This window comes from Streptomyces sp. NPDC048278 (genome assembly GCF_040652195.1).
Classification (GTDB): Bacteria; Actinomycetota; Actinomycetes; order Streptomycetales; family Streptomycetaceae; genus Streptomyces.
Genome location: NZ_JBEZLP010000022.1, coordinates 35303 through 58221 on the forward strand (window position 1 = coordinate 35303; position 22919 = coordinate 58221).

Genomic DNA, 22919 nt, shown 5'->3' on the forward strand with positions numbered 1-22919 from the left:
CCCGTGAAGGGTCCCGTGAAGGGGCTGAACGCCGTGCTCGGCGCGGCCGGACTCGCGGCCTTCCTCGCCCTCGGCGAGGCGGTGCCGCGGCTCGGCCTGGTCAAGGCGGACTACTTCCCGCCGACCAGCCGGATCGCCCGCGCCCTCGGCACCGAACTCGCCGACGGGGCCTTCTGGTCGGCGCTCGGCGACACCCTCACCGGCTGGGCGGTGGGCCTGGCGGTCGCGGTGGGCGCCGGCATCGCGGCCGGCGTCGTCCTCTCGGTCGTCCCGCACCTGCGCGCGGCCACCGCCTCCACCATCGAGTTCCTCCGCCCGATCCCCTCGGTCGCCCTGATCCCCCTCGCGATCCTCCTCTACGGCACCGAACTCCGCTCGGTCCTCCTGCTCGTCGTCTACGCCTCGTTCTGGCAGGTGCTGATCCAGGTGATGTACGGCGTCCAGGACGTCGACCCGGTCGCCGAGGAGACGGCCCGGTCGTACGGCCTGGGCACCTGGGCCCGGGTCCGGCACGTACTGTGGCCGACCGCGCTGCCGTACGTGATGACCGGCGTCCGGCTGGCCGCCGCGGTCGCGCTGATCCTCACCATCACCGCCGAACTGGTCATCGGGTCTCCGGGGTTGGGGCAGCAGATCGCGGTCGCCCAGGCCTCGCAGGCGGTGCCGGACATGTACGCCCTGATCGTGGTGACCGGGCTGCTGGGGCTGGTCGTCAACGTGGGCGCCCGGTCGGTGGAGCGGCGGGCGCTGGCCTGGCACCAGTCGGTGCGCGGGGAGGTGGCGGTGTGAGGGCCGTACTGCTGAAGGCCGGGTACCTCCTCGCCCTGCCCGCCGTCCTGGTCGCGCTGTGGTGGCTGGCCTCCGCGGGCAGCACCGACGTCTACTGGCCGCCGCTGCGCACGATCCTGCGGACCTTCCCGGACGTCTGGACCGGTCAGCGGCTCCGCGACGACCTGCTGCGCAGTGTGCTGCGGCTGCTCGCCGGGTACGCGTCGGCGGCCGTCGTGGGCGTGGCCCTGGGCACGGTCATCGGCTCGTACCGGCGGGTGCGGGCGGTGTGCGAACCGGTCCTGGAGTTCCTGCGGGCGGTGCCGCCGCCGGTGCTCGTGCCGGTCATCATGCTGTTCGCGGGCATCGGCGACGGCATGAAGATCATCGTGATCGCCAGCGGCTGCGTCTGGCCGATCCTCCTCAACACCGTCGAGGGGGTGCGGGCGGTCGACCCGGTGATGGCGGAGACGGCCCGTTCCTACGGCATCACGGGCGCGGCGAGGCTGCGTACGCTGGTACTGCGTTCGGCGAGTCCGCAGATCTTCGCGGGCCTGCGGCAGGCGCTGTCGATCGGGATCATCCTGATGGTCATCAGCGAGATGTTCGCGGCCAGCAACGGGCTCGGTTTCACCATCGTGCAGTTCCAGCGCGAGTTCGCGATCCCCGGCATGTGGACCGGGATCCTGCTGCTGGGCCTGCTCGGCTTCGTGCTGTCGGTGGTCTTCCAGGTGGTCGAGCGGCGGGTGCTCGGCTGGTACCACGGGCTGCGCGCGACAACCCGGCGGTCCTGAATGAACCTCGCGAAGGGGTGGTCCATGCTCGACGTACGCGGCCTGCAGAAGGTCTACGACGGATCCGGCCGCCGCGTGGAGGCGGTGCGGGACCTCACCTTCACCGTGGCGGCGGGTGAACTCGTCTGTCTGGTCGGGCCGTCGGGCTGCGGCAAGACCACCCTGCTGAAGTGCATGGGCGGCCTGCTCACCCCGTCCGGCGGCGAAGTCCTCCTGGAGGGGCGGAAGGTGACCGGGCCGCCGCCCGGGATGGCGTTCGTCTTCCAGGAGTACGGCCGCAGCCTGTTCCCCTGGATGCGGGTCGCCCAGAACGTCGAACTCCCGCTGAAACAGAAGCACTTGCCGCGCGAACGACGCAGGGAGCTGGTCGCCGACGCGCTCGGCTCGGTCGGTCTCGCGGACGCCGCCGGCGCCTACCCGTGGCAGCTGTCCGGCGGTATGCAGCAGCGGGTGGCGATCGCGCGCGCCCTCGCCTACGAGCCCCGGGTGCTGCTCATGGACGAGCCGTTCGCCGCCGTCGACGCCCAGACCCGGGCCGATCTGGAGGACCTGGTCCGGGGGCTGTGGCGGGAGCGCGGGATCACCGTTCTGTTCGTCACCCACGACATCGACGAGGCGGTCTACCTGGGCCAGCGGGTGATCGTCCTGTCCGCCTCGCCGACCGTCGTCCAGGAGCAGCTGAAGGTCGATCTGCCGGACGAGCGCGACCAGTTGCACACCCGGGTCGCCCCGCGCTTCGCCGAACTGCGGACCCACGTCTACGAGCAGATCCAGGCGGCGAAGCGCGGGGTTCCCCGGGGGGAGGACCCGGTCACGACGTCGGACACGCCTCCACCGCACTGAGCCGACCGGCCGCTCAGTCCGCCAGCCAGGCCGCCGTGTCCTGCGGCAGCCGGCCCTCGTCGTCCAACGGGCCGCTGGTGAGCAGGAGTTCGGAGTGGGCGGGGAGTTCGGCGGGGGTGGCGCCCAGGTTGACCACGCACGTCACACCGTCGGCGCGGGTGAAGGCGAGCACGCCCTCGGGGGCGGCCAGCCAGGTCAGCGGGCCGTCGCCGAAGCGCGGGCGAAGGGCGACGGCGCGCCGGTAGAGGACGAGCATGGAGTCGGGGTCGTCCCGCTGGCGGTCGACGGCGTACGACGGCCAGCCGGCCGGCTGCGGCAGCCACGGCTCCTCCCGCGAGCCGAAGCCCGCGTACGGCGCCCCGGCCGCCCAGGGCAGCGGCACCCGGCAGCCGTCCCTGCCGGGGTCGGTGCCACCCGACCGGAAATACATCGGGTCCTGGATGCGGTCGCGCGGGATGTCGGCCTCGGGCAGGCCCAGTTCCTCGCCCTGGTAGATGTAGACCGCGCCGGGCAGGGCCAGGGAGAGCAGGGCGGCGGCGCGGGCCCGGCGCTTCCCCAGCTCCGGGTCGGTCGGGGTGCCGAACGCCTTGGCCGCGAAGTCGAAGGCGGTGTCCTCACGACCGTACCGGGTGGCGGTGCGGGTCACGTCGTGGTTGCACAGCACCCAGGTGGCGGGGGCACCGACCGGGGCGTGCTCGGCGAGGGTGGTGTCGATCGAGGTCCGCAGCCGGGCCGCGTCCCAGGGGCAGGACAGGAAGGAGAAGTTGAAGGCGGTGTGGAGTTCGTCGGGGCGCAGGTAGCGGGCGAAGCGTTCGGCGTCGGGGAGCCAGACCTCGCCGACGAAGACACCGTCGTAGGCGTCGGCGACCGCGCGCCAGGAGCGGTAGACGTCGTGGAGTTCGTCGCGGTCGACGAAGGGGTGGGGGTGCGGGTGCGAGGCCAGGTCGGGCAGGTCCGGGTCCTTGGCGAGCAGGGCGGCCGAGTCGATGCGGACGCCCGCGACGCCCCGCTCGAACCAGAAGCGCAGGATGTCCTCGTGCTCCTGGTGGACGGCCGGGTGGGCCCAGTTGAGGTCGGGCTGTTCGGGCGTGAAGAGGTGGAGGTACCACTCGCCGTCGGGCAGCCGGGTCCAGACCGGTTCGGTGGAGCCGACGAACTGCGAGGGCCAGTCGTTGGGCGGGAGGTCGCCGTTCGGGCCGCGGCCGGGGCGGAAGTGGAACAGCTCACGCTCCGGGCTGCCGGGACCGGCGGCCAGCGCCGCCCGGAACCAGGGGTGCTGGTCGGAGACGTGGTTGGGGACGATGTCGACGATCGTCCGGATGCCCAGCTCCCTGGCTTCCGCGATGAGTTTCTCGGCCTCGGCGAGGGTGCCGAAGGCCGGGTCGATGGCCCGGTAGTCGGCGACGTCGTATCCGCCGTCCTTCATGGGTGACGGGTACCAGGGGCTGAACCACAGCGCGTCGACGCCGAGTTCGGCGAGGTACGGCAGCCTGGCGCGGACGCCCGCGAGGTCGCCGGTGCCGTCGCCGTCGCTGTCGGCGAAGCTGCGCACGTACACCTGGTAGATGACGGCCGAACGCCACCAGTCGCGGTCCGCGTGGTCCTCATAGTCCTCACGGTCCTCACGGTCCTCGTGGTCCTCGTGGTCCTTCGGGGCATGGCTGGGCTGTCCCACTGGGCGAACCTTTCTGTCGGAGGAAGGGCCGTCAGCCCTTGGTGCTGCCCGCGCTGATCCCGGCGATGATGTGCCGCTGGAAGACGAGGAACAGCGCGACCATCGGGATGCTGGCGATCACCATGGCGGCGATGAGCACGGTGAGCTGGATGTTCTGCGACAGCTGGACCAGGGCCACGCTGATGGGCTGCTTGTCCGTGTCGGAGAAGACCATCAGCGGCCACAGGAAGTCCTGCCAGACCGCGACCAGGGCGAAGATCGACACGACGCCGAGGACCGGGCGGGACATGGGCAGGACCACGGACCACAGGATGCGCAGCTTCCCGGCGCCGTCGATCTCGGCGGCCTCCAGCACGTCGCGGGGCAGCTGGTCGAAGAACCGCTTGAGCAGGTACAGGTTGAAGGCGTTGGCTACGGCCGGCAGCCAGATGCCGAGCGGGTCGTTGAGCAGGCTGGTGTGGAGGAGCGGCAGGTCGGCGACGGTCAGGTACTTGGGCACGACCAGGGCCTGGGCCGGCACCATCAGGGTGGCCAGGATGCCGCCGAGGACCACCTTGCCGAAGGCCGGCTTCAGCTTCGACAGGGCGTAGGCGGCGGCCGTGCAGAACACCAGCTGGAAGGCCCAGGCGCCGGCCGCCTGCACGACCGTGTTCCACAGGTGCTCCGGGAGCTGCATCAGGTCCCAGGCGTCGGTGTAGCCGGACAGGTGCCAGTGCTCGGGGATGACGGTGGGCGGGGTCCGGGCGATCTCGTCCGGGGACTTCATCGCCCCGGTCACCATCCAGTACACGGGGAACAGGAAGGCGAGGGCGAAGAGGACGACCACCCCGGTGAAGACCGTCCAGTAGACCGCCTTCCCGCGCGGACGGGCCAGCGTCGCCGGGGAGATCAGGGTGCGGGTCGCGCTGCTCATCCGTCCTCCCCGGACCGGGTCAGCCGCAGGTACACGGCGGAGAAGGTGCCGAGCAGCACCAGGAGCATCACGCTGAGCGCGCAGGCGCCGCCGAAGTCGTTGTAGAGGAAGGCGTACTTGTAGATCAGGTAGAGCACGGTGACCGTGGCGTTCTCCGGGCCGCCGCCCGTGATGACGAACGGCTCGGTGAACACCTGCATGGTGGCGATGATCTGAAGGAGCATCAGCATGAGGATGACGAAGCGGGTCTGGGGGATCGTCACGTGCCGGACGCGTTGGAGGAGGTTCGCGCCGTCGAGTTCGGCGGCCTCGTACAGCTCGCCGGGGATGGACTGGAGGGCGGCCAGGTAGATCAGGACGGTGCCGCCCATGTTGGCCCAGGTGGCCACGATCACCAGGGAGATCAGCGCGGTGCCGGTGCCGTTGGTCCAGTTCGAGGTGGGCAGGTGCAGGAAGCGCAGCGTCTCGTTGGCGAGGCCCGCCCCGGGGTCGTAGAACCACTTCCACAGCAGGGCGCTGACCACCGGCGGGATCATCACCGGGAGGTAGACCACGACCCGGAAGAACGCCTTCGCGTGCCGGAGTTCGTTGAGGACCAGGGCGAGGACGAACGGGATCGCGAAGCCGATCAGCAGGGCCAGCAGCGTGAAGGTGAGGGTGTTGCGCCAGGCCGCCGAGAACTCGGGGTCGTGCAGGACACGGGTGAAGTTGGCGGTGCCGACCCACTCGGCGGACGAGCCCGGCGTGTACTTCTGGAAGGAGATCACCACGGCGCGGATCGCCGGGTACCAGGAGAACAGGGCGAAGCAGATCAGTCCGCCGAGCAGGAAGCCGTAGGCACGGGCCTGGTCGGTGAACCGGCGCCGCCTCCGGTCCCCTGCCGGGGGCGGCGCCGGGGCCTGTCGGGCGCCGACCGCCGCGGGGGCGGGTCGGCGCTCGGCCGTCTTGGTCATCGCGGTCAGCCCCGGGCCAGGATGCCGTCGATCTTGTCGTTGGCGTCCTTGAGGAGCTGGTCGATGTCGGCGTCCTTCTTGGTGAGGACCGCGGAGACGGTGCCGTCGAGGACGGAGTAGATCTGCTGGGCGTCCGGCGGCTCGATCTTCATCTGCAGGGACTGGTTGCCGTCGAGGAACGCCTGGTAGTTCTCCACCGGCACGTTGGCGTTGGCCTTCTTGACCGCCTGGTCCTTGGCGTCGGCGGCGCCGGTGAACAGGCGCGGCTCGGGCAGGCCGACGGGCGCGTTGTTCTTCTTGGCGCGGGCGTAGTCGCCGAGGAAGCCGTCACCGGGGGTGAGGAACATGGAGTCGAGCCACTTGAGGCCGGCGCGGATCTGGGCCGGGGTGTCCTTCTTGTTGAACATGTAGCCGTCGCCGCCGATGAGCGTGCCCTTGCCGCCGGGCATCGGGCCGAGGGCGAGGTCCTTGTAGTTGCCGCCCTTCTCCTTCACCAGGATCGGGATGTTGTCCGGCGCCGAGAGGTACATGCCGAGCTTGCCCGAACCCATCATCTGCTGGACGTCGTTGATGATGAGGAGCTGCTTGCTGCCCATCGAGTCGTCGGTCCAGCGCATGTCGTGCAGGTTCTGCAGGACCGCGTGGCCCTCGGGGGTGTCGACGGTCGCCGACTTGCCGTCGGCGGACACCACGTCTCCGCCCTGCGCGTACAGCTCCGCGGTGAAGTGCCAGCCGCCCTGGTTCTGCGCGCTGTAGTCGGCGTACCCGACGGTGCCGTTGCCGAGCGCGGCGATCTTCTTGGCGTCGGCGCGGACCTCGTCCCAGGTCGTCGGCGGCTGGTCGGGGTCGAGACCGGCCTGCTGGAAGAGCTTGCGGTTGTAGATCAGGCCCATCGAGTAGCCGGTGCGCGGGATGCCGTAGACCTTGCCGTCGACGGTGTAGATGTCCCGCAGCTGCTGCTGGATGGTGTCGTAGCTCTTCAGTTCCTTGAGGTACGGCGTGAGGTCGGCCGCCTGGTTGATGTCGACGACGTGCCTGGCGTCGGTGAAGTACGTGTAGAACACGTCCTCCATCTGGCCGCCGGCGAGCTTGGCGTCGAAGGTCTTCGGGTCCTGGCAGGGGAACGCGTCGTGCGCGACGACGTCGATGTCCGGGTTCTTCTTCTCGAAGTCGGCGATGTCCTGGTCGAAGAACGACCGGTCGACCTTGGCGCTCTTCGGCGGCTCGCAGTTGACGGTGATGCGCGTCTTGCCGCTGCCCGCGTCGGAGTCGCCCGACCCGCAGGCGGTGGCGGAGAGCGCGAGTGAGGAACAGACGCCGAACGCGACGAGAGCACGGCGGAACCCGGTGCTGGACATCGGTGGACCCCCCAGAACAGGAGCAGTTGGGCGCCGCACCGGGACCGGTGGGCGCCGCACACTCAAGCACCGGCAGCACCGCCGCGCAAGATGTCACGCAGAATCTGTAATTATTCGACAGAGGAGGGGATCTCCTGGGCCTCAGGCTTTCGGCGCTTGCGCGGTCGACCCCCTGACGACCAGCTCGGGCTCGAACAGCAGCTCCTCCGCCGGTACGGCCGTGCCGCCGATCTGCGCGTTGAGGAGTTCGACGGCGGCCCGGCCCATGGCCTCGATGGGCTGCCGGACGGTGGTGAGCGGGGGCTCGGTGCAGTTCATGAACGCCGAGTCGTCGTAGCCGACGACCGAGACCCGGGAGGGCACCTCGTACCCCTTGCGGCGGGCCGCCCGGACGGCGCCCAGGGCGAGCGGGTCGCTGGCGCAGATGATGCCGGTGACACCGCGGTCGATCAGCCGGGACGCCGCCGCATGGCCGCCCTCGATGGAGAAGATCGCCCGTGCCACGAACTCGTCGGGCACGTCGCCGATCGCCCGCGCCGCCGCCAGCTTCCGGGCCGAGGGCACGTGGTCGCCGGGACCCAGGACCAGGCCGATGCGCTCGTGGCCCAGCGAGGCGAGGTGCCGCCAGGCCTGCTCCACCGCCACCGCGTCGTCGCAGGACACGCCCGGGAAGCCGAGGTGCTCGATGGCCGCGTTGACCAGCACCACCGGGATGTTGCGGTCGGCGAGCAGCCGGTAGTGGTCGTGCGGCGCGTCGGCCTGGGCGTAGAGCCCGCCGGCGAACACCACGCCGGAGACCTGCTGTTGCAGCAGCAGCTCCACGTAGTCCGCCTCGGAGACCCCGCCCTTGGTCTGTGTGCACAGCACCGGGGTGAGCCCGAGCTGGGCCAGGGCGCCGCCGATGACTTCGGCGAACGCCGGGAAGATGGGGTTCTGCAGCTCGGGCAGGACCAGACCGACGAGCCGGGCGCGTTCACCGCGCAGTTGGGTGGGGCGCTCGTAGCCGAGCACGTCCAGGGCCGAGAGCACCGCCTGCCGGGTGGCCTCGGAGACCCCTGGCTTGCCGTTGAGCACCCGGCTGACCGTGGCCTCGCTGACCCCGACCTTCTTGGCTACTTCCGCAAGTCGTCGCGTCATGGACGCAAGGGTAGCGCAAGTTACGCAAGCTGTTTGCGTAAGGGACGAGGAGCCGGAGGAGGGAACACCTCGCAGGGGCAGTGGGGGTCAGTCGACCCGCAGTCCGCTGTTCTCCCCTCGGGAGGTCGTGCCGAGCCATGCACGTGCGACGTCTTCCAGTGGTCCGAGCAGCGGGTTGGGGTCGTCTGCGCGCGTGACGAGTACGAGCTCGCACGGATCGATGTCGATGACCGGCACCAGGGCGATGTCCTCGCGCACGGCGGCTCGTCGGTCGCCCGCAGGGAGGATCGCGACGCAGTGGCCGGTGGCGATGAGTTCCAGCTTGTCCTCGAAGCTGTCGTCGATCGCCGGCGGGGGCGGTGCCGGGCGGTCGCCGACCGGCCTGGGCGTGCTCCAGAGAACCGGAGTGCTGACGCAGGCCACGAGTTCCTCGGCCGACAGAGTCCGCAGGCTGACGGCCTTCTCCCTCGCCAGACGATGTCCGGCCGACGTGACGAGGACCCGCGGTTCCTCATGGAGCTCGGTCACCCGAAGGCCGTCCGTGGGGAAGGACAGCGGCCTGTACGCGACGAGGGCGTCGACCCGCCCCTCGGCGAGGGCGCGCGCGTCCCGCCAGTCGAGGTGCCGGGTGCGGACCTGGGCGTCAGGGTGCCGGCGGCGCAGTTCCTGCACCCAGGCGGTGATGACCAGTCCTTCGGCGTAGCCGATGGTGACGGTGCGGGGCTGGGCGGCTGCCCTGGCCGTGCGAGCGGCGCGCTCGGCCTCCTGGAGGAGGATCCGGGCCCTGGGCAGGAATGCCCGACCGGCGTCGGTGAGGCTGCTGCCCTGCGGCGAACGGTCGAAGAGCCGGACACCGAGCTGGGCCTCCAGCCGCTGGATCTGACGGCTCAGCGACGGCTGCGCCAGGTGCAGCCTGGTGGCGGCCCGGCCGAAGTTGCCGTACTCCGCCACGACCGTGAAATAGCGCACGAGCCGCAGATCGACGTCCATTCGCCCAGCGTACGTCGCGTGTCGTCATACGCCCGGGACATGGCGGCATGCGGAACAGGTCTTGGACAGGGGGTACGGGTGGATATTTGGGTTGGGGGCATGAGCACTTATGACGGCAAGAAGATCGTGATCACCGGGGGAAGCAGCGGTATCGGCCTGACGACGGCCCGGTTGTTCGCGGACGGCGGGGCGCACGTACTGATCACCGGCCGCACCCGGTCCACCCTGGACACCGCGCTGGAGCAGTTGGGGGACAAGGCGGTCGCCGTGCGCAGCGACGCCGCCGACCTGAAGGACATCGAGGCACTGGCCGACACGGTCAGGGAGCACTTCGGCGCCGTGGACGCACTGTTCGTCAACGCCGCGGTCACTGCCTCCGCGCCGTTCGACGCGACGACCGAGGAGATGTACGACGCCGTGTTCGGCATCAACACCAAGGGCCCGTACTTCACGGTGCAGGCGTTGGCGCCGCTTCTGCGCGAGGGAAGCGGCGTGGTCCTCACCACGTCGGTGGTGAACGTCCTGGGCCTCGACGCGCTCAGTGTCTACTCGGCGAGCAAGGCGGCCCTGCGGTCGATGACACGCACCCTGGCCCGCGAGTTGCTGCCGCGCAAGGTGCGCGTCAACGCCGTGAGCCCCGGCCCGATCGACAGCGGCATCCTGGACCGCTCCCTGCCCGCCGACGTCGTCGAGACGATGAAGGACACCTACCGGAGCACCATCCCCATGCAGCGGCTGGGGATGTCCGAGGAAGTGGCCGCCGCGGTGGCCTACTTGGCGTTCGGTGCGACCTTCTCGACGGGAACGGAGTTCCCTGTCGACGGAGGGGCGTCGCAACTCTAGCGCTCTGACCGCGCGGGTTCGCCGGTCGTTCGGACCGCGCCGGCAAGGGGCGGGGCAGGCGTGGAGGGCCCGTGTCAGACCCGGCTGCCGGTCGCCGTGTCCGCCGAAAGCCGTTGCGCGAGGTAGATGGGGACGACGGAGAGCAGCACGAGTACGGCCGCCACCACGTTGACCACCGGCGCCTGCTGTGGGCGGGTCATGTTGTCGAAGATCCACAGGGGCAGGGTCTGGACGCCCGGGCCGGCGGTGAAGGTGGTGACGACGATCTCGTCGAAGGAGAGGGCGAAGGCGAGCAGTCCGCCCGCGAGCAGCGCCGAGCGCACCAGCGGGAAGGTGACGTCGACGAAGGCCCGGAAGGTGTCGGCGCCCAGGTCGGCGGCGGCCTCCTCGTAGGTGCCCGAGGTACGGCGCAGCCGGGCGACGACGTTGTTGAAGACGATCACCACGCAGAAGGTGGCGTGTCCGACGACCACGGTGAACAGGCCGAGTCCGACGCCGAGCGGCTCCAGGACCGTGCTGAAGGCCGAGTTGAGGGCGATGCCGGTGACGATGCCGGGCAGCGCGATCGGCAGGACGACCACGAAGGACAGGGCGTCCCGGCCGAAGAAGCGGTACCGGGCGACCGCGAAGGCGATCAGCGTGCCGAGCACCAGCGCGATCGCGGTGGCGCCGAGCCCGGCCTTCACCGAGGTCCACAGGGCGTCGCGGGCGCCGGAGCTGTGCCAGGCGGCCGACCACCAGCGGGTGGTCAGGCCGGGCGGGGGCCAGCTCGCGCTGCGGTCGGGGTTGAGGGAGTTGACGAGGACGAGGAGGAGGGGGACGTAGATCACCGCGAAGCCGAGGGCGGCGGCGAGGCGGACGGCGATGCGCGCGGGGCGGGAGAGTGTCATGTGTGACATGTGACGTAGCACCCTGGTGTCAGAGGCTGCTCAACGCCCCCGTCCGCCGCATCGCCAGCAGGTACAGCACGATGACGACGACCGGGACGGTGGCGAGGGCGGCGGCCATGGGCAGGTTGAGTTCGATGTTGGCGTAGACGAGGTTGCCGATGAGCTGGGTCTTGCCGCCGACGATCTGCACGGTGATGTAGTCGCCGAGGCTGAGCGAGAACGTGAACACCGATCCGGCGGCGACCGACGGCAGCACCATCGGCAGCACCACGGACCGGAGGGTCCGCCCGGCGCGGGCGCCCAGGTCCGCCGACGCGTCGAGGAGGTTGTCGGGCAGCTGCTCCAGCGCGGTGTGGATCGGCAGGATCATGTACGGCAGCCACAGGTAGGTCAGGGTCAGCACGGTGGCCGGGAGGCCGAAGCCGGGCCCGCTGAGCCCGAAGGGCTTGAGCAGCCAGTCGGCGAGCCCGCCCTCCGACAGGATCAGCCGCCACGCGTACACCTTGACCAGGTAACTCGCCCACAGCGGCGTGAGGATGGCGACCACGAGCAGCGGGCGCCGGCTGGGCTTGGCGATCCGGGCGGTGTAGAAGGCGACCGGGAAGGCGAGCACCGCGCACAGGGCGGTCACCGCGAGGGCGACGCCGACGCTGCGCAGGATCACCTGCCGGAACACCGGGGTCGTGAACAGCTCGTGGAAGTTGTCGGTCGACCAGACCTTGACGACCTCGGAGGTGAAGGAGTCCGTCGTCCAGAACGCGGAGACGAACAGCACGGCCAGCGAGCCGAGGTAGAGCACGGCGAGCCACAGCAGCGGGGCGGTCAGCAGCAGGGCGAGGCGGAGCCGGGGGCGCCGGTACAGCGCCCCCGCGGTCCGGGTGAACAGGGCCATGGGTCAGCCCTTGATCTCGGTCCAGGCCTGCACCCACTTGGCGTACGGCACGCACGTGACGTCGGTGCGGCCGTCCAGGCACTGCTCGATGGGCGTGTTCCAGAAGGCGATGTTCTTCCAGTAGCTCTCGTCGGCCGCGTGGTAGGTCGTGCAGAAGTTCTTGTCGGCGGTCAGGGCGCAGGCCTTGGCGTTGGCGGGGGCCTCGCCGAAGTACTCGGCGACCTCGGCGTTGACCTTCGGGGAGACGATCCAGTTCAGCCACTGGTAGGCACAGTCGGGGTGCTTGGCCTTGGCGGAGACCATCCAGGTGTCGGACCAGCCGGTCGAACCCTCCTTGGGCACGAAGGCCTTCACCTCGGCGCCCTCGTCGGCGGCGAGGTTGGCGATGACCTGCCAGCTGGTGCCGATGACGGAGTCGCCGCTCTTGAAGGCGGAGATCTCCTTGAGGTAGTCGCTCCAGTACTCGCCGATGTCCGCGTTCTGCTGCTTGAGCAGGGCGACGGCCGCGTCGAACTGCTTCTGGTCGAGCGCGTAGGGGTCCTTGATCTTCAACTCGGGCTTGGTGGCCTTGAGGTAGAGCGCCGCGTCGGCGATGTAGATCGGCGAGTCGTAGGCGGTGACATGGCCCTTGTACTTGGACGCGTCGTCGAAGACGGCCGACCAGGAGGTGGGCGCGGGGCTCACCTTCTGGGTGTTGTACATCAGCAGGTTGGCGCCGCGGCCGTGCGGGATGCCGTACATCTGGCCCTTGACCGAGTTCCAGGCGCCGTTCTTCAGGCCGCTGTAGACGTCCTTGTAGTTCGGTACGAGCTTGGTGTTGACCGGGGCCGCGTCGCCGGAGGCGATCAGGCGCAGGGAGGCGTCGCCGGAGGCGGAGACGGCGTCGTACTGGCCGGTCTTCATCAGTTTGACCATCTCGTCGGAGCTGGCGGCGACCTTGGAGTTGACCTGGCAGCCGGTCTGCTTCTCGAAGTCGGTGACCCAGTCGACCTTGGGGTCGTCGGATCCGTCCTCGACGTACCCGGCCCAGGCGATCAGGTTGACCTCGCCCTCGGACTTGCCGAGTTTCGCGAGGGGTTCGAGGTCGGGCGGGTTGAGGCCGGTCGAGGAGCCGGAGCCGGAGGAGCCGCAGGCGGAGGCGGCCAGCAGCAGCGCGGCGACCGCGGTCGCGGTGAGGGGTCGGGTGAGGCGCACGGCGTACTCCATACGTGAGGGACGGCGGGTCAGTCGGGGACGTGGACGGTGTGCCGGCGCTGCCAGCGCAGCCGGACGCGGGTGCCTCGGTAGGCGGCGACGTCCTCGGCGGAGGTGTCGAGGTTCTGCTGGAGCGCGGTGAGCCGGCCGCCGCCGTCCAGGTCGACGAGGAAGCGGGTGGCGTCGCCGACGTAGACCACCTCGGCGACGGTGCCGAGGGCGCCGACGTGCCCTTCCGGGTCCGGTTCGGCCGTCTCGCCGAGGACCCGGATCTTCTCCGGGCGGACGCTGTGGGTGCCGTTCTCGCCGAGGACGCGCAGGGCGGCCTCGCCGGTGAGCAGGTTGGAGGTGCCGACGAAGGAGGCGACGAACGAGGTCTCGGGGCGTTCGTAGATCTCGGCGGGGGCGCCGACCTGTTCGATGCGGCCCCGGTGGAAGACGGCGACGCGGTCGCTCATGGTCAGGGCCTCCTCCTGGTCGTGGGTGACGAAGACGAAGGTGATGCCGACCTCGCGTTGCAGGGCCTTGAGTTCGATCTGCATCTGCTCGCGCAGCTTGAGGTCGAGGGCGCCGAGGGGTTCGTCGAGGAGCAGGACGCGGGGGCGTCCGACGAGGGCGCGGGCGAGGGCGACGCGCTGGCGCTGGCCGCCGGAGAGCTGGGACGGGCGGCGGGTGCCGTAGCCGTCGAGGCGGACCTCGGCGAGGGCCTTGCGGGCGCGGACCAGGCGTTCGGCCTTGGGGACGCCGCGGACCTTGAGGGAGTAGGCGACGTTCTGCTCGACGGTCATGTGCGGGAACAGGGCGTAGTCCTGGAAGACGGTGTGCACGTCCCGTTCGAAGGGGGCGCGGCGGGTGACGTCCTGCCCGGCGAGTTCGATCGTGCCCGAGGTGGGGGTCTCGAAGCCGGCGATCAGGCGGAGCACGGTGGTCTTGCCGGAGCCGGAGGGGCCGAGCATCGAGAAGAACTCGCCGTCGCGGATGTCCAGGTCGACCCCGGCCACGGCGCTCGTGTCGCCGAACGACTTCCGCAGATCCCGCAACCGGATCGCGCTGGCCTCCATGGGCGGGAACCTCTCTGCCGTTCTCGTGCGTTGCACCTGGTGACCGGAAAGATATGAAGCCATAGTTCAAAGCTCAAGACCCTTCCGAGGTAAAGGTTGGGTCAACGCATAGGGTGGTGGGCCGTGAGACAGCACCAGACGGTGGGCGGCGCCCGAAAGGCCGTCTTCGCCCCGGTGGACAGCGGGGCCCGGGTCGACGCCGTGGTCCGCCGGATCGGCGACGCCATCGAGCTCGGCCTGCTCTCCGACGGGGAGCAGCTGCCGGGCGAGACCGAACTCGCCGGACAGCTCGGGGTCTCCACGGTGACCCTGCGGGAGGCGCTGATGGCCCTGCGCCAGCGGGGCCTGGTGGTCACCCGCCGGGGCCGGGGCGGCGGCAGCTTCGTCGCCTCCCCCGAGGTGCCCGACCGGGAGCGGCTCACGGCCCGGCTGCGCGGCTGGAGCCCCGAGGAGCTGCGCGACCTCGGCGACCACTGGGCGGCCCTGTCGGGCACCGCCGCCGACCTCGCCGCGCAGCGCACCGAGGACCACGACCTCGACCAGCTCCGCCGGACCACCGAGGAGTTGCGCGGGGCGCCGGACGCGGCGACGCGCAGCCGGGTGTACGGCCGCTTCCACGTGGAGCTGGCCGCCGCCGCGCAGTCGGCCCGGCTCACCCGGGAACAGGTCGCGCTGCAGGCGGAGATCGGTGCGCTGCTCTGCCTTGTGCTGGGGGACGACGAATATCGTGAAGAGGTGGCGGACCGTCACCGGTCCGTAATCTCGGCCGTGCAGGATGGGGCGCACACATCGGCCAGGGAGCTGGCCGAGCGGTGCGTACGGGACTCGACGGCACGGCTCATCGCCCTGCGGCTGGCCCTGTAGCCGCGCCGTTCCCGCGCACTCGCTCCCCCGTCCGCCGGAGGACACCATGAGCCGCAGCACCGCCCCCTCCGGTCCGGCGGCGGCCACGCTCGACGCCGCCGAGGAGTACGTGGCCGCGCGGGTCGGGCACGCCCTGGAAGCGGTGTTCGACGCCGTGGCGGCCACCCGCGCCGACACGGCCGCGCTGCTGGCCCGGGTGGCCGCCGAGGACCGCCGGCCGGTGACCGCCGACCTCGCCGCACTCCGTCCCGGCCTTCATCTGCGCCTGACCCGGCAGGAGTTGGTCTCCGGCGTCGGGTTCGTGGCCGCGCCCGGGACACTGGCCGACGTCCCGGCCTGGCTGGAGTGGTGGCAGAGCGACGCGTCCGGGGACGTACGGCCGCTCCTCCTCGACCTGGACCCGCGCACCTCGGCCTACTCCGACTACACGCACTGGGACTGGTTCGCGCTGCCCCGGGACACCGGGCGGCGGGCGGTGGCCGGGCCGTACGTGGACTACCTCTGTTCGGACGAGTACAGCCTCACGCTGTCCGCGCCGGTGGAGGTGGGCGGCCGGTTCCTCGGCGTGGCCGCCGCCGACGTGTACCTGCGGCACTTCGAGGCGGCTGCGCTGCCGTTGCTGCGCGAGCTGCCCGGACCCGCGCGGCTGGTCAACGCCCGCGGCCGGGTGGCGGCGTCGGCGGACCCGGCCCGGCTGGCCGGTTCGCTGGACAGGGGGCCGGACTTCTCGGCGGTGCTGGAGAGCGGCCGGCCGGGCGCGTTCGGCGGGCTGCGGCTGGTGCCGTGCCGGGGCGTGCCGCTGGTCCTGGTCGTGGCGGGCGGCTGACGCGGGACGGGACGGGGCCGAGCGCGGGCCGAGCCGCCGGGACGGGGCCGGCGTCCGGCCCGGCGCCGTCGGCGACCTGAACGCCGACGGTGCCGGGTCAGCCTTCGGGGGCCGGGACGACGGTCAGATGGGCGCCCAGGCCGCCGGGCCGCCGGGAGCGGCGCGGGGCGGCGGGGCGGGGGGCGGCGCGCAGCACCAGGGTGTAACGCGCGTAGCCCATGTCCTGAAGGGTCTTGGGGGTCTCGCCGACGACCCGGCACTCGGTGGCGCCCAGCCGCGGGTCCGGGTGCAGCAGCGTCCGGACCGCTCCGTCGAGCTGCGCGCCGTCCTCGCCGACCGCACGCAGCCAGTGCGGCAGGCCCTGCCGGAAGGCGGCCTCCATGATGGGGTCCTGGGCGATCTCCCGGCGGATCGCCTGGAGTTCGTGGTCGTGGCCGTAGCTCTCCAGGGCGGTCTTGAACTGCGCGAGCAGCGGCAGGCACCAGCCCGCCTCGTGGCCGCCGAGGACCGCGCCGGCGTCCGGGTGGAACAGGACGAAGCGCAGGAAGTTGTCGCCGGGCATCGCGGTGGGATGCGGGGCGACGGCCCGGAAAAGTGTCTCGAACGCGTCGTTGGCCAGCACCACGTCCCAGCGGTGGTCCACCACCAGGGACGGGAAGGGAACGGCGTCCAGCAGCAGCGCGTAGTCCTGGAGGTACGCCTGGGCCTCAAGGCTCTCGGGGACGGGCCGCGGCGCCGGCCGCCGCCCACCTGCCTGATATGCCATCGGGAGGTCACCCCTCTTGCCTATGCGGCCTTCTCGCGGCGATGTGATCCTGCTGCCCCACCCTGAGTCATGTCAACTATCGTGGCATTTCATGCCTGTTGACGTCCGAAATTGGCCACAGTTGTGGCGAGACCTGGATGTGAGTTCGAACGACCCGCTACTCTCCGGGGGGTTCGCGCGAGTGCCGGAGATTTCCGGGACACCTTGTGAGAAGCCCGTGATTCCCCTGAGAGACGTAGGAGTTCTGTCGGTGACGGATGGCTACGAGGATCCGGGCGCCGCGGCGACCGCCCAGCTGCCGGCCGCCGTCGCCCGCGTCACCGCGCTCGCCGACCGGCTCGGGGTCCCGCACGCCGAGGTCCTCCACGTCGGACGGCTCTCCCACGCCTCAGGTGTTCCCGAGCCCGTGGTCCGGGCCCTGCTGACCGGCCGCCCGGCGGGCGAGCCCGACGTCCAGGCCCGCTTCCTGCAACGCCTCGACCTGCTGCGCCGCACCCGGCTCAAGCCGAACGGCCGCAAGCACACCCAGCAGGAGATCGCCGACGGCGCCGGGATGTCCCGGCAGCAGGCCGGCGCCCTCATCAACGGTGACCGGCGGCCGACCATGGAGCACTGTGACGCCCTCCAGCGCTTCTTCCGCGTGCACGCGGGGTTCCTCACCGCCGAGGACCCCGAGGCGCTCGCCGGTGCCCTGCAGCGCGTCGAGCAGGAGCTGTTGCAGAAGCTGGCCGACCGGGAGCGGGCCGCGGCGGAGGCGGCCGAGGACCCGCTGGAACGGCTGCTCCAGGACCACGGGGTGCGCGGTATCGCCTGGCGGGCCGCCCAGCTGCCCACCGACCAGCACCGGGACAAGGTCGCGGAATGGCTGGACATGCTCCTGGAGAGCGTCAAACGGCCCGCGTCGTGAGCCGGCAGTCGTAAGCCGCCAATCGTGAGCCGACAGTCGTGAGCTGGCAGTCGTGAGCCACCGGTCGTGAGCCGCCAGTCGTGAGCCGAGGGAGGACAGTGGGCATCGGCAGGGACATGCGCCGGCTGAGCGGTGAGCTGGTCGGGGAACTGACCCTGCCCACCCCCGCCCCGCCGCAGGAGCTGTACCGGGCGCTGTGCGACGCCCTGGGCCGCCGCCGGGGCCGCCCCGTCCAGTTCCGTACGGCCGTCTTCCCGCCCGGCACGGCCAGCGGGCTCTGGCTCGACCTGGCCGACCGCGACCTGGTCGTCGTCGAGGAACGCACCGTGCCCGACCACCAGCTGGTGATCCTCGGCCACGAACTGTGGCACATGCACGCCGAGCACTGCGGCCACGACATGGACGGGGTCGGGGTGGCCGCGCGGCTCCTCGGCGCGGCCACCGGCACCGGTTCCGACGCGGGCGGCGAGGCCGACCGGGCCGCGCTGGAGGCCGCCGTCCAGCGGGTGGCCGCGCGCACCCGCTTCGACCGGGCCGAGGAGCGGGACGCGGAGACCTTCGGGCTGCTGCTGGCCAGCAAGTGCCGTACCCGGCTCGCGGGTTCGGCGCTGCGCGGGCCGGTGCGACGGCACGACGTGGCGGGCCGCATCGAGGCCTCGCTGGGGTACCTGGGCAGGTGACACGCGGCGCCGGCTCAGGTGGCGCTGCGTTCGCTCGCCTCGCGCAGGTCCTGCTGCTCGGCAGGGTCGTGGCCGGTGCCGGGGCGGCCGTCGAGGAGCAGGGCGCGCCAGTGCTCGCGGCTCCAGTCCGCCGGGGCGGTACCCGCCGTGAACTCCTGCACCAGGGCGACGAACCGGGCCGGGTCGGCGTGGAACGGGAAGTGCCCTGCACCCTCGAAGATCTCCAGCCGGGCGCCGGGCATCGCCTCCAGGGCGCGGTGGGCGTGCCGGACCGGGACCACGCTGTCACGGTCGCCCCACAGGAGCATGGTCGGCATGCCCTCGGTGAGGTAGCAGCGGTCCAGCATGGTGACGACCTGGCCGCGCCAGTCGACGACCGCGCGCAGGGTGCGGACGAAGGCGTTGCGGGAGGTCTCGTCGGGGAGCGCGTCGACCAGGGTGAGCAGTTCCGGGGCGTCCTGGCCGAGGCCGGTGTCCAGAAGCCTCAGCAGGCGTACGGCCAGGCCCACTTGGAGCCGCATGCCGGGCAGCCGCAGCGCGGACAGCAGCAGATGGGCGCCGGGGAGCGAGACGAGCCGGAGCACCGGGTTGACCTCGCGGCCCACCCCGCCCGCGCTCACCAGGATGAGCCGCTCGGTGCGCTCGGGGAACTGGTAGGCGAACTGCATCGCGACGCCGCCGCCGAGCGAGTGCCCGACGAGGGTCGCGGACTCGATGCCCAGGGTGGTCAGCAGGTCCCGCACCCCGTTGGCGTAGGCGGCGACCGAGTAGTCGGCTCGCGGTTTGTCCGACTCGCCGTGGCCGAGCAGGTCAGGGGCGATCACGGTGTGGGTGCGGGCGAGGTCGGGGATGAGGCGTGCCCAGGTCGCCGAGGAGTCCCCGATGCCGTGGATGAGGACGAGGGCGGGTCCGTCACCGGCGATGCGGTAGGCGCGCCGGTAGCCGTGCACGACCCGGTGGCGCGCCTCCAGTTCGCCGTCGCCCACCGGGCGCAGGTGCGCGGCGCGCTGCGGACGGCTGGGCACCGCTTCTGGCACGGCTGGGCCTCCCCCGCTGTCCCCGGGCCTGCCAGGCCCGGCCGGAATCCACTCCTTCCAGGGTAGGAAGACATTTCCCCAGGGCGTTTCGGTGAGGTTTCGCCTCGGCTAAGCGAGCGAACCGGAGCCCGGCACGGGGGCGTTGTCAGTGGCGACCGGCAAGCTGGGGGGTGCGCACCGTACACCCGGTGTGCCCGCGCCGTCCGGGCGCGTGACCACGACGACCGACGGGGAGAGCCGACCGATGCACACCGCCGTACTGACCGACCGTGAACGCGCCGCCGTCCAGGCCTATCTGCGGCTGCTGCACACCGTGCGCGCGGCCTTCGACGGGCCGCCCGACGCCCCGCGCCCCTTCGTGGTGCCGCCCGCCGTGCTCGCCGAGGCCGAACAGGCCCTGGCCGGCGCCGGCCTGACGGGCAACGAGGAGGCGTTCTTCCAGCTGCTGCACGACTGGTGCCCACCCACCTGACTCCGGCGGCGTGTCAGGGGTGCGGCACGACCACGGCCGAGGTGAGCATGCCGTACCCCACGCTCCAGCGGCCCTCGAAGACCTCCAGGCGCCGCCCGCCGAGCACCGGTCCGGGGACCAGCAGGCGGGCGCGCAGGAGGCCGTGCGGCCGTTCACCGGGCTCCGGGACGAGCTCTATGTCGGCCTCCATGAAGTCCAGCCACTTCCCGGTGAGAGGGAACCACGCCTTGTAGACGGATTCCTTGGCGCTGAACAGCAGCCGGTCCCAGTGCACGCCGGGCCGTTCGGCCGCGAGCAGGCCGAGCCGCTCCCGCTCGGCGGGCAGCAGGACGGCCTCGGCGACGCCCTCGGGGAGCGCGGCGTGCGGTTCGGCGTCGATGCCGAGGGAGGCCAGGTCGGTGGCGCGGACCAGCGCGGCGGCGCAGTAGCCCTCACAGTGGGTCATGCTGCCGACCAGCCCGTCCGGCCACTGCGGGGCGCCGCGCGCACCGCTCACGACGGGCTGCGGCGGGACTCCGAGCTTCTCCATGGCGCTGCGGGCGCAGGCGCGGACGGCGGCGAACTCGCGGCGGCGCTTGGGCACGGCGCGGGCGACCAGCGCCGCCTCCTCGGGGTAGAGCGGGGCCTCGCGGATCGCCTCGTCACCGAGCATCTCCACGGCCACCACCGACTCCGGGAGCAGCTCCTCGATCACCGGTTCCGACCTCCATCGGCAGAATGCGGCGCAGCCTGCCCGGGTCCCCGGACCGCTTGCGCCACTCGCGGGGGTATCCCACGGAGACCTCTTCGAAGCGGACCCCGTCGAGCCAGGTGGTCCGGGGGATGTGCAGATGGCCGTAGACCATGGTGGCGACGCGGAACCGGCGGTGCCAGTCCGCGGTCCGGGTGGTGCCGCACCACATGGCGAACTCCGGGTACCAGAGCACGTCCGTGGGGTGCCGGTCCAGCGGGTAGTGCCCGGCCAGCACGGTGGGCAGTTCCTCGGGCAGTTCGGCGAGCCTGCGCTCGGTCTCCTCCACCCGGGCCCGGCACCAGTCCTCGCGGGTCGGGTAGGGGTCGGGGTGCAGCAGGTACTCGTCGTTGCAGACGATGCCGGTGCCGTGCGCGTAGGCGAGGCCCTCCTCCTTGGTGGTGCAGCCGGCCGGCAGGAAGGAGTAGTCGTACAGCAGGAACAGCGGTGCCACGGCGACCGGGCCGCCCGGGCCCTCCCAGACGGGGTAGGGGTCCTCGGGGGTGAGCACGCCCAGTTCGCGGCAGAGGCCGACGAGGTGCTCGTAGCGGGCGACTCCGCGCAGGGTGACCGGGTCCTTGGGGTGGGTCCACAGGTCGTGGTTGCCGGGCGCCCACAGCACCTTACGGAAGCGGCCGGCCAGGGTCTGAAGCACCCAGCGGATGTCCGCGACGGTCTCCGCGACGTCACCGGCGACAATCAGCCAGTCCTCGTCCGTCTCCGGACGCATCTTCTCGACGAGCTCGCGGTTCTCCGGGTACGAGATGTGCAGGTCGCTGATGGCCAGCAACTGCCCGGCACCGGCCGTGGACTCCACCGCGCACCCCTTCCGATCATGTCGTCGGCCCCCACCACAACACACTTCGGGGGCCGGGAACAAGGGCACCCCGCCGGGCGCGGGACCGGGATCGGGATCGGATCGGGGCGGCATCGGTGCGGGATCGAGGCCGGGATCGGAGCCGTCAAGGAAACCGGCGCGGACGGTGCAGGAAAACGCGCGTGGACAGTACGGGGAAATCCGTAACACTCGCGTTGCACGCGGGGCCCCTCGAAAGCCGTATGATCCCCCCAACACCACCGCCACGAACGCCCCTTCGCCCAGGGCGGTTTGGTGTCCCTCCAACCACCCTGCCCGGGCACGGGCCCGCTGAGCCCTGCCCGAAAACCCCGAAAGGCGGCTTTAATGCGCTCTCGCGTACGCGTCTGGCTCAACCGCACGTACGCGGAGAACGTGTTCTTCATGGATCAGCTGCGGAGAAATCCCAGCGACCGGGCGGTCGAGATCCATGCGACGCACGGTGACGCCGACTCCCCCGTGCTGGCCGCCGCCGACACCGCCGACCTGGAGCCGGAAGGCCTGTCCCCGGCCGCCTACGTCGAGTACGCCCTCGACCAGTGCCAGCGCCGTGGCATCGATGTCTTCGTGCCCCGGCTGCACCAGTCGACGATCGTGGCCCACCGGGCCGACTTCGAGGCGATCGGCACGGCCCTGCTGGCGCCGACGCCGGAGGCGACCGCCGTCTTCGAGGACAAGGCGACCGCGTACGAGGCGGTGAGCTCGGTGGGCGTCCCGGTGCCGCCGTGGTCACGGGTCCGCACGGCGGACGAACTGATCGCCGCGGTCGAGGAGTTGGAGGCCGGCGGGCACAAGGCCTGCTTCAAGCCGGCCGCCGGCGCGGGTGGCGTGGGTTTCCGGGTGATCACACGCGCCCCCTTCTCGCTCTTTCACCTGAACGGGTTCCCCGGTCCGTACGTCCAGCTCGACCTGGTCGTGGACGCGCTGCGCCGCGCCGACCAGCCGGTGGACTGGCTGGTGATGCCCCGTCTGGAGGAGCCGGAGGTGTCCGTCGACTGCCTCACCGGGCCGGACAACCAGCTCCGGATGGCCGTCGGCCGTACCAAGAACGGGCGTCGGCGCGGGTTCACCCTCGACGACCAGTGGCTGAAGCCGGCGCGGATCATCGCCGAGGGGTTCGGGCTGCACTACCTGTCCAACATCCAGTTCCGGATGTACGGGGACCAGCCGGTGCTGCTCGACGTGAACACGCGGCCGGCGGGCGGGCTGCACCAGCTGTCGCTGTGCGGGGTCAACGCGCCTTGGGCGGCCGTGCAGTTGGCGCTGGGCGAGGACCCCGGGGTGATCGAGCCGCCGTTCCTGGGGCAGGACTACGCGGTGGTGTCCGGGCCGAAGCCGGTACTGCCGTCCGTGCCGACGGCACGGGAGGAGGCCGACGTGGTGTTGGCGCCGGCGTTGCCCGTGGAAGTGGAGTCGGTTGACGCTGCGGCTGCGGTGCTGCCGCTCTAGGTTGTCGGCCGACTGCGGGTC

24 protein-coding genes are annotated in these 22919 nt (G+C 71.5%); 10 read left to right on the plus strand and 14 right to left on the minus strand.

The features are described from left to right. Window positions 1–15 precede the first annotated feature (15 nt). From AB0D74_RS31685 to AB0D74_RS31695, 3 genes are read left to right on the plus strand one after another with little or no spacing between them, the layout of a single operon-like run. Entirely contained in the window at window positions 16–789 is a 774-nt protein-coding gene (locus AB0D74_RS31685) for an ABC transporter permease (protein ID WP_362594827.1), read from the plus strand. Next, complete coding sequence (locus tag AB0D74_RS31690; RefSeq protein ID WP_362594617.1) at window positions 786–1562, plus strand: ABC transporter permease subunit; 777 nt, start codon at window positions 786–788, stop codon at window positions 1560–1562. The genes AB0D74_RS31685 and AB0D74_RS31690 overlap by 4 nt, the downstream gene beginning before the upstream one ends. A gap of 24 nt (window positions 1563–1586) precedes the next feature. After that, window positions 1587–2405: an ABC transporter ATP-binding protein gene (locus tag AB0D74_RS31695; RefSeq protein ID WP_362594619.1), complete on the plus strand. Its 819-nt coding sequence runs from the start codon at window positions 1587–1589 to the stop codon at window positions 2403–2405. Window positions 2406–2418: 13 nt separating this feature from the next. Here AB0D74_RS31695 and AB0D74_RS31700 read toward each other — a convergent pair whose 3' ends face one another. From AB0D74_RS31700 to AB0D74_RS31725, 6 genes are all read right to left on the minus strand, one after another. Then, a complete protein-coding gene (locus tag AB0D74_RS31700) occupies window positions 2419–3963 on the minus strand; it encodes a glycoside hydrolase family 13 protein (RefSeq protein WP_362594829.1) in 1545 nt (514 codons plus the stop codon). Between the two features lie 148 nt (window positions 3964–4111). After that, entirely contained in the window at window positions 4112–4993 is an 882-nt protein-coding gene (locus AB0D74_RS31705; protein ID WP_362594621.1) for a carbohydrate ABC transporter permease, read from the minus strand. Next, window positions 4990–5946 (minus strand): sugar ABC transporter permease, encoded by a 957-nt coding sequence (locus AB0D74_RS31710; protein ID WP_362594623.1) that lies wholly within the window; start codon window positions 5944–5946, stop codon window positions 4990–4992. Before AB0D74_RS31710 ends, AB0D74_RS31705 begins: the two co-directional genes overlap by 4 nt. Before the next feature lie 5 nt (window positions 5947–5951). After that, window positions 5952–7304 carry an extracellular solute-binding protein gene (locus AB0D74_RS31715; protein ID WP_362594625.1) on the minus strand — a complete coding sequence of 451 codons (1353 nt, stop codon included), beginning with the start codon at window positions 7302–7304 and terminating at the stop codon, window positions 5952–5954. Between the two features lie 141 nt (window positions 7305–7445). Continuing rightward, window positions 7446–8441 carry a LacI family DNA-binding transcriptional regulator gene (locus AB0D74_RS31720; protein WP_362594627.1) on the minus strand — a complete coding sequence of 332 codons (996 nt, stop codon included), beginning with the start codon at window positions 8439–8441 and terminating at the stop codon, window positions 7446–7448. A gap of 87 nt (window positions 8442–8528) precedes the next feature. Then, window positions 8529–9431 (minus strand): LysR family transcriptional regulator, encoded by a 903-nt coding sequence (locus tag AB0D74_RS31725; protein WP_362594629.1) that lies wholly within the window; start codon window positions 9429–9431, stop codon window positions 8529–8531. A 99-nt stretch (window positions 9432–9530) separates the two neighbouring features. Between AB0D74_RS31725 and AB0D74_RS31730 the strand changes: the two genes are divergently transcribed. Then, entirely contained in the window at window positions 9531–10274 is a 744-nt protein-coding gene (locus AB0D74_RS31730) for an SDR family oxidoreductase (protein WP_362594631.1), read from the plus strand. 74 nt (window positions 10275–10348) lie between these two features. On the opposite strand, the gene AB0D74_RS31735 is transcribed toward AB0D74_RS31730, so the two are convergent. From AB0D74_RS31735 to AB0D74_RS31750, 4 genes are read right to left on the minus strand one after another with little or no spacing between them, the layout of a single operon-like run. Then, entirely contained in the window at window positions 10349–11164 is an 816-nt protein-coding gene (locus tag AB0D74_RS31735) for an ABC transporter permease (RefSeq protein ID WP_362594831.1), read from the minus strand. Window positions 11165–11192: 28 nt separating this feature from the next. Next, a complete protein-coding gene (locus AB0D74_RS31740) occupies window positions 11193–12056 on the minus strand; it encodes an ABC transporter permease (protein WP_362594633.1) in 864 nt (287 codons plus the stop codon). Between the two features lie 3 nt (window positions 12057–12059). Further along, window positions 12060–13250: an ABC transporter substrate-binding protein gene (locus AB0D74_RS31745; protein ID WP_362594635.1), complete on the minus strand. Its 1191-nt coding sequence runs from the start codon at window positions 13248–13250 to the stop codon at window positions 12060–12062. Between the two features lie 29 nt (window positions 13251–13279). Beyond that, window positions 13280–14311: an ABC transporter ATP-binding protein gene (locus AB0D74_RS31750; protein ID WP_362594637.1), complete on the minus strand. Its 1032-nt coding sequence runs from the start codon at window positions 14309–14311 to the stop codon at window positions 13280–13282. A gap of 123 nt (window positions 14312–14434) precedes the next feature. On the opposite strand from AB0D74_RS31750, the gene AB0D74_RS31755 reads away from it, so the two are divergent. Continuing rightward, a complete protein-coding gene (locus AB0D74_RS31755) occupies window positions 14435–15175 on the plus strand; it encodes a GntR family transcriptional regulator (protein ID WP_362594639.1) in 741 nt (246 codons plus the stop codon). A 46-nt stretch (window positions 15176–15221) separates the two neighbouring features. After that, window positions 15222–16001, plus strand: a complete 780-nt coding sequence (locus AB0D74_RS31760) for a cache domain-containing protein (protein WP_362594641.1) — start codon at window positions 15222–15224, stop codon at window positions 15999–16001. 97 nt (window positions 16002–16098) lie between these two features. On the opposite strand, the gene AB0D74_RS31765 is transcribed toward AB0D74_RS31760, so the two are convergent. Further along, the gene (locus AB0D74_RS31765) at window positions 16099–16767 is read right to left on the minus strand and encodes a hypothetical protein (protein ID WP_362594643.1); all 669 of its coding nucleotides are present in this window, start codon (window positions 16765–16767) and stop codon (window positions 16099–16101) included. Between the two features lie 250 nt (window positions 16768–17017). On the opposite strand from AB0D74_RS31765, the gene AB0D74_RS31770 reads away from it, so the two are divergent. Both AB0D74_RS31770 and AB0D74_RS31775 read left to right on the plus strand, forming a co-directional pair. Beyond that, window positions 17018–17674, plus strand: coding sequence for a helix-turn-helix transcriptional regulator (locus AB0D74_RS31770; protein ID WP_362594645.1), 657 nt, complete (start codon window positions 17018–17020; stop codon window positions 17672–17674). 116 nt (window positions 17675–17790) lie between these two features. Beyond that, window positions 17791–18354: a toxin-antitoxin system, toxin component gene (locus tag AB0D74_RS31775; protein ID WP_362594833.1), complete on the plus strand. Its 564-nt coding sequence runs from the start codon at window positions 17791–17793 to the stop codon at window positions 18352–18354. 14 nt (window positions 18355–18368) lie between these two features. Here AB0D74_RS31775 and AB0D74_RS31780 read toward each other — a convergent pair whose 3' ends face one another. Continuing rightward, on the minus strand, window positions 18369–19391 hold the full coding sequence (locus AB0D74_RS31780; protein ID WP_362594647.1) for an alpha/beta fold hydrolase: 1023 nt from the start codon (window positions 19389–19391) through the stop codon (window positions 18369–18371). Between the two features lie 244 nt (window positions 19392–19635). On the opposite strand from AB0D74_RS31780, the gene AB0D74_RS31785 reads away from it, so the two are divergent. Next, on the plus strand, window positions 19636–19863 hold the full coding sequence (locus AB0D74_RS31785) for a hypothetical protein (RefSeq protein ID WP_362594835.1): 228 nt from the start codon (window positions 19636–19638) through the stop codon (window positions 19861–19863). A gap of 13 nt (window positions 19864–19876) precedes the next feature. Here the strand turns inward: AB0D74_RS31785 and AB0D74_RS31790 are convergent, their stop codons facing one another. Next, window positions 19877–20557 (minus strand): 4'-phosphopantetheinyl transferase superfamily protein, encoded by a 681-nt coding sequence (locus tag AB0D74_RS31790; protein WP_362594649.1) that lies wholly within the window; start codon window positions 20555–20557, stop codon window positions 19877–19879. Further along, window positions 20505–21410 carry a metallophosphoesterase gene (locus tag AB0D74_RS31795; RefSeq protein WP_362594651.1) on the minus strand — a complete coding sequence of 302 codons (906 nt, stop codon included), beginning with the start codon at window positions 21408–21410 and terminating at the stop codon, window positions 20505–20507. Before AB0D74_RS31795 ends, AB0D74_RS31790 begins: the two co-directional genes overlap by 53 nt. A 366-nt stretch (window positions 21411–21776) precedes the next feature. On the opposite strand from AB0D74_RS31795, the gene AB0D74_RS31800 reads away from it, so the two are divergent. After that, window positions 21777–22898, plus strand: a complete 1122-nt coding sequence (locus AB0D74_RS31800; protein WP_362594653.1) for an ATP-grasp domain-containing protein — start codon at window positions 21777–21779, stop codon at window positions 22896–22898. Window positions 22899–22919: the final 21 nt, after the last annotated feature.

What these genes read in the sequence shown, in the direction of transcription:
- AB0D74_RS31695 (WP_362594619.1), top strand. Translation starts at nt 1,587, where the DNA reads ATGCTCGACGTACGCGGCCTGCAGAAGGTCTACGACGGATCCGGCCGC.
- AB0D74_RS31705 (WP_362594621.1), bottom strand. Translation starts at nt 4,993, where the DNA reads ATGAGCAGCGCGACCCGCACCCTGATCTCCCCGGCGACGCTGGCCCGT.
- AB0D74_RS31710 (WP_362594623.1), bottom strand. Translation starts at nt 5,946, where the DNA reads ATGACCAAGACGGCCGAGCGCCGACCCGCCCCCGCGGCGGTCGGCGCC.
- AB0D74_RS31715 (WP_362594625.1), bottom strand. Translation starts at nt 7,304, where the DNA reads ATGTCCAGCACCGGGTTCCGCCGTGCTCTCGTCGCGTTCGGCGTCTGT.
- AB0D74_RS31720 (WP_362594627.1), bottom strand. Translation starts at nt 8,441, where the DNA reads ATGACGCGACGACTTGCGGAAGTAGCCAAGAAGGTCGGGGTCAGCGAG.
- AB0D74_RS31725 (WP_362594629.1), bottom strand. Translation starts at nt 9,431, where the DNA reads ATGGACGTCGATCTGCGGCTCGTGCGCTATTTCACGGTCGTGGCGGAG.
- AB0D74_RS31730 (WP_362594631.1), top strand. Translation starts at nt 9,531, where the DNA reads ATGAGCACTTATGACGGCAAGAAGATCGTGATCACCGGGGGAAGCAGC.
- AB0D74_RS31735 (WP_362594831.1), bottom strand. Translation starts at nt 11,164, where the DNA reads ATGACACTCTCCCGCCCCGCGCGCATCGCCGTCCGCCTCGCCGCCGCC.
- AB0D74_RS31740 (WP_362594633.1), bottom strand. Translation starts at nt 12,056, where the DNA reads ATGGCCCTGTTCACCCGGACCGCGGGGGCGCTGTACCGGCGCCCCCGG.
- AB0D74_RS31750 (WP_362594637.1), bottom strand. Translation starts at nt 14,311, where the DNA reads ATGGAGGCCAGCGCGATCCGGTTGCGGGATCTGCGGAAGTCGTTCGGC.
- AB0D74_RS31760 (WP_362594641.1), top strand. Translation starts at nt 15,222, where the DNA reads ATGAGCCGCAGCACCGCCCCCTCCGGTCCGGCGGCGGCCACGCTCGAC.
- AB0D74_RS31765 (WP_362594643.1), bottom strand. Translation starts at nt 16,767, where the DNA reads ATGGCATATCAGGCAGGTGGGCGGCGGCCGGCGCCGCGGCCCGTCCCC.
- AB0D74_RS31775 (WP_362594833.1), top strand. Translation starts at nt 17,791, where the DNA reads ATGCGCCGGCTGAGCGGTGAGCTGGTCGGGGAACTGACCCTGCCCACC.
- AB0D74_RS31785 (WP_362594835.1), top strand. Translation starts at nt 19,636, where the DNA reads ATGCACACCGCCGTACTGACCGACCGTGAACGCGCCGCCGTCCAGGCC.
- AB0D74_RS31800 (WP_362594653.1), top strand. Translation starts at nt 21,777, where the DNA reads ATGCGCTCTCGCGTACGCGTCTGGCTCAACCGCACGTACGCGGAGAAC.